Source organism: Chamaesiphon sp. OTE_8_metabat_110 (assembly GCF_031382685.1).
GTDB lineage: Bacteria > Cyanobacteriota > Cyanobacteriia > Cyanobacteriales > Chamaesiphonaceae > Chamaesiphon.
This window is the reverse complement of the sequence record NZ_JANMZA010000660.1, coordinates 1-9,897: the sequence shown is the minus strand read 5'-3', so window position 1 is coordinate 9,897 and position 9,897 is coordinate 1. Positions and strand designations below refer to the sequence as shown.

7 protein-coding genes and 1 pseudogene are annotated in these 9,897 nt (G+C 48.1%); 1 reads left to right on the top strand and 7 read right to left on the bottom strand.

The window, feature by feature from the left end:
* From RMO52_RS23810 to RMO52_RS23780, 7 genes are all read right to left on the bottom strand, one after another.
* On the bottom strand, nt 1-1,571 hold a 1,571-nt coding region (locus RMO52_RS23810; protein WP_310419309.1), incomplete at its 3' end, for a UPF0182 family protein.
* Nucleotides 1,572-1,601: 30 nt separating this feature from the next.
* Nucleotides 1,602-2,225, bottom strand: coding sequence for a WG repeat-containing protein (locus RMO52_RS23805; protein WP_309738190.1), 624 nt, complete (start codon nt 2,223-2,225; stop codon nt 1,602-1,604).
* Between the two features lie 162 nt (nt 2,226-2,387).
* Complete coding sequence (locus tag RMO52_RS23800; RefSeq protein ID WP_310419306.1) at nt 2,388-4,799, bottom strand: heavy metal translocating P-type ATPase; 2,412 nt, start codon at nt 4,797-4,799, stop codon at nt 2,388-2,390.
* 255 nt (nt 4,800-5,054) lie between these two features.
* A complete protein-coding gene (gene wecB, locus RMO52_RS23795) occupies nt 5,055-6,158 on the bottom strand; it encodes a non-hydrolyzing UDP-N-acetylglucosamine 2-epimerase (protein ID WP_310419303.1) in 1,104 nt (367 codons plus the stop codon).
* 218 nt (nt 6,159-6,376) lie between these two features.
* A complete protein-coding gene (locus RMO52_RS23790; protein WP_309739129.1) occupies nt 6,377-6,751 on the bottom strand; it encodes a hypothetical protein in 375 nt (124 codons plus the stop codon).
* Between the two features lie 419 nt (nt 6,752-7,170).
* The gene (locus tag RMO52_RS23785; protein ID WP_309739131.1) at nt 7,171-7,788 is read right to left on the bottom strand and encodes a fasciclin domain-containing protein; all 618 of its coding nucleotides are present in this window, start codon (nt 7,786-7,788) and stop codon (nt 7,171-7,173) included.
* 148 nt (nt 7,789-7,936) lie between these two features.
* Nucleotides 7,937-9,124 (bottom strand): type IV pilus twitching motility protein PilT, encoded by a 1,188-nt coding sequence (locus RMO52_RS23780; RefSeq protein ID WP_310419300.1) that lies wholly within the window; start codon nt 9,122-9,124, stop codon nt 7,937-7,939.
* A 651-nt stretch (nt 9,125-9,775) separates the two neighbouring features.
* Here RMO52_RS23780 and RMO52_RS23775 point away from each other — a divergent pair.
* Nucleotides 9,776-9,897, top strand: a pseudogene (locus RMO52_RS23775) (NYN domain-containing protein); the annotation flags it as partial.

Here is a 9,897-nt window from a genome sequence, read left to right as displayed (position 1 = left end):
CCCCCCCCCCCCCCCCCCCCCCCCCCCCCCCCCCCCCCCCCCCCCACGCCAACCCCAACGGAGCCATTCTCCAACGCAAGCGAGAGTGGCGTTGTGGGTAATGCCTTTGGCTCTGCGGCTAAAGTGTATCGATCGATATCGGCATCGGGAAAGCGATAATAGAGGCGGATTTGTTGCAGTTGGCGATTGGTAGCTAGCAGCGGTTGTTTATCCCACAGCCGAATATTCCGAATAATGCGATCGTTTGCCTGAATTTTTTGCTCGGTAAGATTGGCTTGTGGATTAAAACTATTTGCCGCAATCTTGTCGAGTCCGAAAGCTTGACGCGTCTGCGCGATCGTCCGTTTAATATAGGGTGTCTCGCGTACTAATTCATTTGGCTGCACTACTAACGCTTGGACGATCGTGGGGAGAATAAGAGTAGTACCGATCTCCATCGTCAGATATAAGATCGCCGCCCACCGCAGCAAGCGATGTTGCGCTCGGCGCGGAAAATAGATCGATCGCCACAGCAAATATAAGCCGAGTGTTAGTGATAAAATTCCCAACCCGGCTTCAGCGGGGAGCAAGACATTTATATCCGTATAACTCGCACCAAAAGACACGCCGCGCAGGGAATATAGCAACTCATGACAGCTCAACCAGTAGCTAAAACTCACCACCAACATCAAACTACCACCCAATCCATAGAGGTGGCGTTGTTGAGCGCGTGAAAATCCGAGAAACTTTCCTCGACTGAGGCTATCTCCCGATAATAGATATGTCAAAAGAACGGCGATAAAACCATACAAACACATCCCCATCAACCAAAATTCCACCAGTTCCGCAACAGGTAAACCGAAGATATAATCGCCGATATCCCGATCGAATACCGGATCTCGATGCCCGAATGCCGTCGCTTGAAAATAGGGTAAAACTCGCGTCCATTGTCGTGAAATTACCAACGCGATCGCTAGACTTAAAATTGCAGCGATCGAGCGTAATAAATAGCGCGGATAGATGAGCATCGCGATCGATATGAGCACCCCACCCACAACCATCCAGCCTTGGGTTACTGACTGCTTGGCAATCTGAACTAGGGCATCTAGATGGAGTAACCGTGGCGAGGGTGGTGTAATATCGGGCAATGTGGGATCGATCGACCATTGACTCACGACTGCTTGTAAATAATGAGTTAAAAGCAGTCCTATTAGCAAGCTCAAACTTATTGTCAGTAACAGCAACCAGCGGAGATTTAAGACCCGAGGAATGCGTCGGGCTTGTGAATCGAGATTGAGTCGATTTTGAGCTACTTGCTGGCGATCGAGCGGCGCTGGATCGGGAGATTTAAGACGTTGTGCTAGTGATAAATTACCGAATAGATAACCTGTTGTCAGTCCAAATATCCCCACCCCTAATAATCCTTGTGCCTGCACCCGGAGCAAATACATCGGCAAATAGCCAACTTCCTCAAACCACAACATTTCAGCACCCAATCGCGCGATAAGTTCGATCGCTAAATATAATAAAATTAGCGCGATCGGTAATAATAAATATCGGCGTTTAGCTAGTTTTGAGAAGGGTAATTGCACGATATCTCTAGGGGACGACAAAATTTGAATTTATTGTAGAAATTTACCTGTTTTATCGATGTAGCCAACTTTTTTCCCAATTCTGATCCACGCGGTACTATTTTCAAAACTAGCCACCTCATCATAGATTGGGGCGATCGCAATCGAGCCTCTTGTATTAATAAACCCCCACTTTTCCCCAACTTTAACTTTTGCTAAGCCTTGGCTAAAAGTCTCAACTTCATCAAACATTGGCTCGATCGCGATTTCACCTTCTCGATCGATAAAGCCCCACTTTTCATCAATTTGAACTGCGGCTAAACCATTACTAAAACTGCCAGCATCCTCAAATTGCATCTCGACAACTACCCGACCGGATCGATCGATAAATCCCCAATCTTCACCAATTTTGACTGCTGCTAACCCATCAAAAAACTCGTACACATTGTCAAAGCGCGGTGCGATCGCCATCTTACCCGCAGTATCCTTATAGCCATACTTCTTACCTACTAAAACCGCAGTCAAGTTATTAGGATCGTCATCTGGGTTGGTGATAGTTTGTTGATTAATGGCAGACACAGCGGCTGGCTGTTCGGCAATGGCAGATCGATTTAAAGTATCAAAGCAAATAACGGCAAGAATACAGAATGAGGAAATCAGGATGCGAGTTTTCATAATAGATGACAATAGAATCGATTGTTGTCTGTCTATTGTCCAAACGCGATCGAGATTATGCTGTGATATTTGTCATACATCTGCGGTGTTAGCTATCGATTGCCATCGTAACTCGATCGAAAAGTTAAGTAGAGATCGATCGAGTTAATCTGGATTAAACAATCAACTAACTAACTTTTTTCTACCTAATTTTAACAATAGGGAGTTAGTTACCACACTGACAGAACTCAATGCCATCATCGCGCCAGCTACTGAGGGACTCAGCATCGCCCCCCAACCGTACCAGTACAGGACTCCGGCTGCGGCTGGGATACCGACGAAGTTGTAAATAGCTGCCCAGAAGAGGTTTTGTCGAATCTTGATGAGAGTGGAGCGGGATAACTCGATCGCGTACACTACATCCAACAACCGATCGCGCATTAAGATAATATCCGCAACTTCGATCGCGACATCAGTACCCGCATTGAGCGCGATGCCTAAGTCGGCTTGAGCCAGTGCTGGCGCGTCATTAATCCCATCCCCAATCATTGCTACTCGACGCGGCGTTGGCAATTCCTGGTTTACTTGCAGCGATGCGATGATGCGCGCTTTATCTTGAGGCAAAACTTCGGCATAGACATCGGTAATTCCTAAAGACTGGGCGATAATATCCGCAACTGGCTTTCTGTCACCTGAAAGTAGAACTACTTGCAAGCCTAAATCCTGCAATTGTCTGACAGTCTCGATCGCATCATCGCGCAAGCGATCTGTCACCCCAATTAGCCCCATCATCGCACCATCGATCGCGACATACATGACGGTTTTGCCTGCTGCTGTTAGCTGCGCGGACTGAGCCTCCCAATCTGGATTAAGCTCAATCCCATTAGCAGCTAACCAGTGGTGATTGCCTACAATTACCTGATATTCTGTGCCCTCAATTAGAGTACTTGGCAATCGATCTGAATTATCGTCAAGTGGTTGCGGAGTATTACTAATTAGCACTCGGGCATAGACACCCAAGCCGATTTCAGTCCGCGCATCCAGAATCGTCGGTAAATTCACACCCAATCGCACGGCTTCCTGTTGAATCGCCACCGCTAGCGGATGATTGGTGACGCTTTCCGCCGCTGCCGCTAGTTGCAATAGATCGATCGATCGCAGATTATCGGCGGCAATTATGTCCGTAACTTGGGGCTTACCCTCAGTCAGCGTTCCTGTCTTATCAAATACCACCGTATCCAACCGATGTACCGCTTCCAGCACATCCCCACCCTTGATCAATAATCCCGACTCCGCCGCAATGCCCGTCCCCACTAGAATCGCCGTCGGCGTGGCTAAACCCAACGCACAAGGACATGCCACCACCATCACCGCGATCGCGGCTTTGAGCGGCGTGAGGGTGGATACTGGCGGATCTAAATTGAGGTTGTGGATGCCGAAAAAGTACCAAAATAGACAAGTGACGATCGCGATCGCCAGCACACCATAGGTAAAGTAGCCAGCCACCGTATCGGCGAGCTGCTGCACTGGAGCCTTGCGAGTTTGAGCGGCTTCTACGAGGGCGATAATTTGCGCTAGCGTCGTATCATCCCCCGTGCGCGTCACCTCGATCGAGATCGCTCCAGATTGGTTCACCGTTCCCGCCGTGACAATATCCCCCACCTGCTTGAATACCGGAATCGATTCCCCCGTAATTGCCGACTCATCGATCGTCGTCTGTCCCCAGCGAATCGCCCCGTCAGTGGGGATCTTTTCGCCTGGAAGTACCCGCAAATATTCGCCGACTTTGACCTGTTCTACAGGGATTTCGATGGCTTGGGGACGCTCTGGATCGCGACTGATTAACCGCGCCGATGTCGGCTGAAGGGAGAGCAATCGATCGAATGCCGTTGCCGCACGATGTTTCGCCTGTTGTTCTAATGTGCGCCCCAACGTGATAAACCCAATAATCATCACGGGTTCTTCAAAAAAGCATTCCCAGCCTAAACTCGGCACCAGCAGCGCCGCCACACTCGCTGTATAGGACGTAATCACCCCCAAACCGACGAGGGTATTCATATTCGGATTACCATGCCACAGGCTGCGCCAGCCATCCCGCAAAATCGATCTACCTGGAAAAGCGATCGCCAGTGTCGCCAAACCCCAATGCCACCAAAAGTTATTTAGTACCGCAGATTCACCATGATGCAGATGAGTGTTGGGTTGTGCAAAATGCCCGACGGCGGATAATATTAGTAAAATTGCAGCAGTAACTAGTTGCCAAAGTAGCTGCTTGGACTCTCGATCGTATTTTTCTTGGCGTTGTGCTAGTCGTTGCGATCGATCCGCCGCATCACCGATATCGCGGGGTTGAGCGGGAAAACCACTACTCGTCAATTTGGCAGCCAGATCGATACCTGTGGCTGTTTCTGCTGTTACGGCGATCGCGGCTACGCCAGTGAGGAGATTGACACAGGCAGATTTTACGCCCGATTGAGCGAGCAATTGTTTTTCGACAGCACCCACGCACCCAGCACATTTCATCCCCGCAACATCGAGGACGATCGTGGTTGTATGTTCGGCGATGGTAACTGGAGTTGAAGTACTTGCAATCATACGGGGAATTAAGATTTCCACTCTTAATCTACAACTTTAGGACAAAGTTTGCCCTATGTACTGAGTAAGTCAGCGCAAGTATCGATCGCATCGCAAAAGCCTGAAACATAGATGGTGGGCAGTGCCCACCCTACTGTCACCGATCGACTAGTCCGCGTAGGCGGACTTCGCATCACTAGCCCCGATTTTCATCGGAGGCTGGGGTTAATTACGATCGCGATCGTCAAACGCTCGATTCATTGCCGCTCGTATTTTCTACACGCCAAAAAACTCTTCCACAGCAGCCAGAATCTGTGCTGAAGCCGTCCCGTCTCCAAACGGATTGATTGCTGTTGCCATCGCTTGATATGCTTGCGGATCGCTTAATAATTCACTGGCTGCGGCGGTAATTCTACTTACATCCGTGCCCACTAATTTTGCCGTTCCACCCGTAATGGCTTCAGGACGCTCGGTAGTGTCGCGCAGCACTAAAACAGGTTTACCTAAGCTGGGAGCCTCTTCCTGAATCCCGCCGGAGTCGGAGAGCAGTAGATAGCTACGCTGAATTGCGCCGACGAGTTGGCTATAGTCGAGCGGTTCGGTGAGGAAGACGCGGGGATGCGCTCCCAACATTTTGGTGAGCGGTTCGCGCACTGTCGGATTGCGGTGGAGGGGGAGTAAGAGTGCTGTATCGGGAAATTTTTCTAAAATCTGGAGCATCGCTGCACCGATACTTTGCAACGGTTCGCCCCAATTTTCGCGCCGATGGACGGTGGAGAGAATGACGCGATATTTGCTCCAGTCTAAGCCGGGGATATCGCAGGGGGGTTGAGATTTGGCGACGGTGAGGAGTGCGTCGATGACGGTATTGCCTGTCTGGTAGATTTTGCCTGTGACGTCAGACTTGTGGAGATTGGCGACGGCGAGGCTGGTGGGGGCAAAATGTAACTGGGTAATTTGCGAGACTAGGCGGCGATTTGCTTCTTCGGGAAAGGGATTGTAGATATTATCCGTCCGCAACCCGGCTTCGACATGCCCGATCGGGATTTGCTGATAAAATGCGGCTAGCGCGGCGGCAAATGCGGTAGTAGTATCTCCTTGGACGATGACTAGCTGCGGTTCGATCTCTTTGAATAGCCGTTCCAAGCCCTGTAAACTGCGCTGAGTAATATCTGTGAGCGTCTGCTGGTGCTGCATGATATCCAAATCTCGATCGGCTTTCAGCCCGAAAATATCCATCACTTGAGCGACCATTTCCCGATGTTGCCCGGTTAAAATTACCTGTGTGGCAAATTTGCTCGAAGCTTGAAATGTCCGAATTACTGGGGCTAATTTAATCGCTTCCGGACGAGTTCCGAGGGTAAAGCAGATCCGCATCATAAGCTAAGTAGGTAGGGAACACTTGGTCGAGATTTGCACATATTACCAGAGGATAGGGGATAGGGGATAGGGGATAGGGGATAGGAGATAGTGAGTAGTGAATAGGGTAGAGAGCAACGCGAAACTCAACAGTGGCAGCTTTTCAAATAATGCACAAAAAAAGCTCGGACGGGTGTCCGAGCTAATGAGATAGATGAAATCAATAATAAGAGCGATTTCTATGAATCGATATCGCAAGTGAGCGGGCAAGTAGCGTAGGTGGTAGTACTTACAGGATTTGCATCACCGTGCAACCAGCTCAACCAACGTACCTCATGAGGGTGGATACCTTTGGTAGTCAAAACGGCTGCGCCAACAACGACAGCAAAAATATTGAGGACGATCGTCCCACCAGCGACGAGTAATACTGCGCTGACTGGGAGGATCGGGTGCAATGTAATCGAGAGTAACGCACCAACCGTAGCCATCAACACAACCAGAGGGAAACCAACTACTAACAGAGTAACTGTTAGTGCAAAACACCAGATAAGAAAGCTTTTAGCTGTAGCGACGAAACGGCTTTTACGGATGGTACGATCTTGAGTTAATTGCATTTTATTGGCTCCGGCTATCTAGATGGATACTGGCTAAAACTGATTTGTTTTGGTCAATCCCATATCGGGGATCAATTTAAGCTGCTGATATCAATATAGATAATCTGTCAAAATAAAAGTAGCTATGTTAAAAAAACTTTACATCATTATTAATCTGGAAGACAATAAATAGGTGTAAAAATCTGCTACTAATTATTAATTATTTGCCAAGTTTTTTCGACGATCGGTCTATGAGTTTAGCGCTCAAATCTAATGTCGATCGCTACTTCAAGTCGATCGGGCACGATAGTAGTGTGATGTCACTAAATGTTTAGGTAGGACTTATTAAATCGTCAGTAGTAGGAGCAACAGCTAATTGGGGTGAGCGGTGCCCACCCCAATTAGCTGCTATCGATCGGCAAATCGTGAGTCAGATGTAACTATTTTGCGGGGATCAGGACGGTATCGATCGCATGAATGACGCCGTTACTACCTTTGACATCAGCAAGGACGACATTAGCGTTATTTATCTTTACCTTTTTGCCACTGATTTTAACAGTGACATTACCACCTTGCACTGTGGCAACCGGGCCGGATTTGAGCTGCTTGGAAGTTACCGTACCAGAAACGACATGGTAGGTAAGGACTTTTTTGAGTTGCTCTTTGTTCGCTGGTTTGAGCAGATTGGCAAGAGTCGCTTTAGGTAGTTTGGCAAAAGCAGCATTTGTTGGTGCAAATACTGTGTAAGGGCCTTCACCAGATAGAGTTTCTACTAAATCTGCGGCTTTGAGAGCTGTAACTAAGGTGGTGAAATTCTTGTTACCAGCAGCAATGCTGACGATCGTTTTGCCAGCAGCAGGAGTCGCTGAAGCAGGTGCTGTGCCAGGATTAGACATGCCACCAGGGGTAGTAGTGCTAGGGGTAGCTGCGGGGCTAGGAGTCATCGTTCCAGGCGTACCGCTTTGCGCGTAGCTAGAAATACTGACAAACAGACCTGTGGAAACAACCGCCGCACCCAGAGTTGCCGCGATCGATTTTTGAATGATAGATCTAGACATGGAGATAAAACCTAACTAAAGTTATTGACACTGACAGTATCCATTGACCTTTAATTAAGTTTTGTGTTCCCGATATCTAGGTAGGGTAAGGGGTAATAGGTAAGGGGTAATGGGTGAGGGGTAAGGGGTAATGGGTAAAATCTCGGATTTAGATTTTGCCGCGTAGCATCATTGCCATCTCGTTGGGTGTGGGTGAGAGTTCGAGGGCGGTTTCTTCAGTGATGCGACCTTCTTGGTAGAGCGCGAAGAGGGATTTGTTCATGGTGATCATCCCGTCGAATTCACCATCGGTCATGAGGGGAGCGATATCGTCATATTTACCGTCGCGAACGTAGTCTTTGACGGTTTCGGTATTGATCAAGATATCGTGATAGGCGGCGCGTTTACCATCGGTCGTGCGGCACAAACCTTGGGAAATGACCGCAACTAGTGATTCGGCTAACGAGACTCGCATGACGGCTTGTTCTTCGGGTTTAAAGAGATTGAGTACCCGCTCGATGGTTTTAATCGCGCTGTTGGTATGCAGGGTACCGATGACTAAGTGCCCGGTTTGAGCGGCTTTGAGTGCGGTATTGACCGTCTCACGATCGCGCATTTCTCCAACCAAAATCACGTCGGGATCTTCCCGGAGAGCTGCTTTGAGGGCAGTGTCGAACATTCGCGTATTGGCACCGACTTCGCGATGCTTGATAAGTGCGCGTTTGCTCTTATGAATAAACTCGATCGGGTCTTCGATCGTGATAATATGGCGCGGCATTTCCTTGTTCATATAATCGACCATCGCCGCCATCGATGTCGATTTACCCGAACCTGTCGGCCCAGTGACGAGAATTAAGCCCTTATGATAATGGCAGACATCGCGAAATACTGGCGGCAGCCGCAATTCTTCGATCGTCGCAATCTGCATCGGAATCAGTCGCATCACCATCGCATAACCATAAAGCGAATCAAAAACATTGATCCGCACCCGCGCAAATTCATACTGGGTAGCACCATCAAAGTCTAGATTATTCTTAAATGTGTTAATTTCTGCTTCGCTTAACACTTCATGCAGCCAAGACATGAAGGTAGGCAGATCGGTTTCTGGATAATTAGTCGTCTCGATCTCACCGCGATTGCGAAATCGGGGGATTTCACCAACACCAACATGTACGTCAGAAAAACCCGCCTCAAAAGCTTCGGCCACCAAAGCCCCAATACTGGGCTGTCCTGGCGGTAACTTATAGCTGGCAGCGGTCGCAACTGGCGTTGAGATGCCCGGTGGTGGTGGCGGAAAATTAGTTGAGAGGCTGGGTGCTGGTGGCGGTGGTGCCGGAAAATGACGGGAATTTACCATACGGCAAGCTGGATGATTTTGTGCGAATACTCTTGCTTATATTGCCCAAATTTTGACTAGCAATCGACTGTTTGTTGAAATCTGCAAATCTCGCTACCTCACGGTAATAAGTAGCCAAATCGAGATATCATCGCGATAATACTGAAGATCGATTTTCAGTTGCCAGCACAATCTCTCGCGATCGGTAAATTTACGGAATATTTTGGGTATTAAAAGAACGTTCGCTGAAATAGTCGAAGTTTGGTAAGATAGGACTCATATATACATTATTCTTCTAAATTATTATGCTAATTGTTCGATCTTTATCGATAAAGTTGAGGCAAACTTAAAATCCTCGATCTCCCCTTGTTAGCCGACTGTTCGATGGTTACTTTACTTTCGAGCCAGCCGTCTAAGTGGTATACAGTCTAATCGTTAAATTCTATATCTTTAAAATTAACTAGCTAAATTTAGCAACCTTGACCGGATCTGGAGATTGTGTGTGGGTCTCGGGTTGGGTAAATCCCGACCTTAGATCTTTGTGCCAACCTAATTGGGCTTTGTGCAAATTACTCAGATCTAGATTTACATACCTTGGCTTCGCTCGGCACGATCGACTGCTGGCGAGGGCATTTTAATTTAACTTATAACAATAACTAGGTACTATTTATAATGTTTTCTGCTGCTAACCGTCTTTCCATCTTTGTGGACGGCAATAATATGTTTTATGCCCAACAAAAAAATGGGTGGTTTTTCGATCCTCGGCGCGTGCTGGAGTACTTTACGAAAGAACC

Coding starts and splice junctions, on each gene's coding strand:
- RMO52_RS23805 (WP_309738190.1), bottom strand. CDS start 2,225: ATGAAAACTCGCATCCTGATTTCCTCATTCTGTATTCTTGCCGTTATT.
- RMO52_RS23780 (WP_310419300.1), bottom strand. CDS start 9,124: ATGGTAAATTCCCGTCATTTTCCGGCACCACCGCCACCAGCACCCAGC.
- RMO52_RS23790 (WP_309739129.1), bottom strand. CDS start 6,751: ATGCAATTAACTCAAGATCGTACCATCCGTAAAAGCCGTTTCGTCGCT.
- wecB (WP_310419303.1), bottom strand. CDS start 6,158: ATGATGCGGATCTGCTTTACCCTCGGAACTCGTCCGGAAGCGATTAAA.
- RMO52_RS23800 (WP_310419306.1), bottom strand. CDS start 4,799: ATGATTGCAAGTACTTCAACTCCAGTTACCATCGCCGAACATACAACC.
- RMO52_RS23785 (WP_309739131.1), bottom strand. CDS start 7,788: ATGTCTAGATCTATCATTCAAAAATCGATCGCGGCAACTCTGGGTGCG.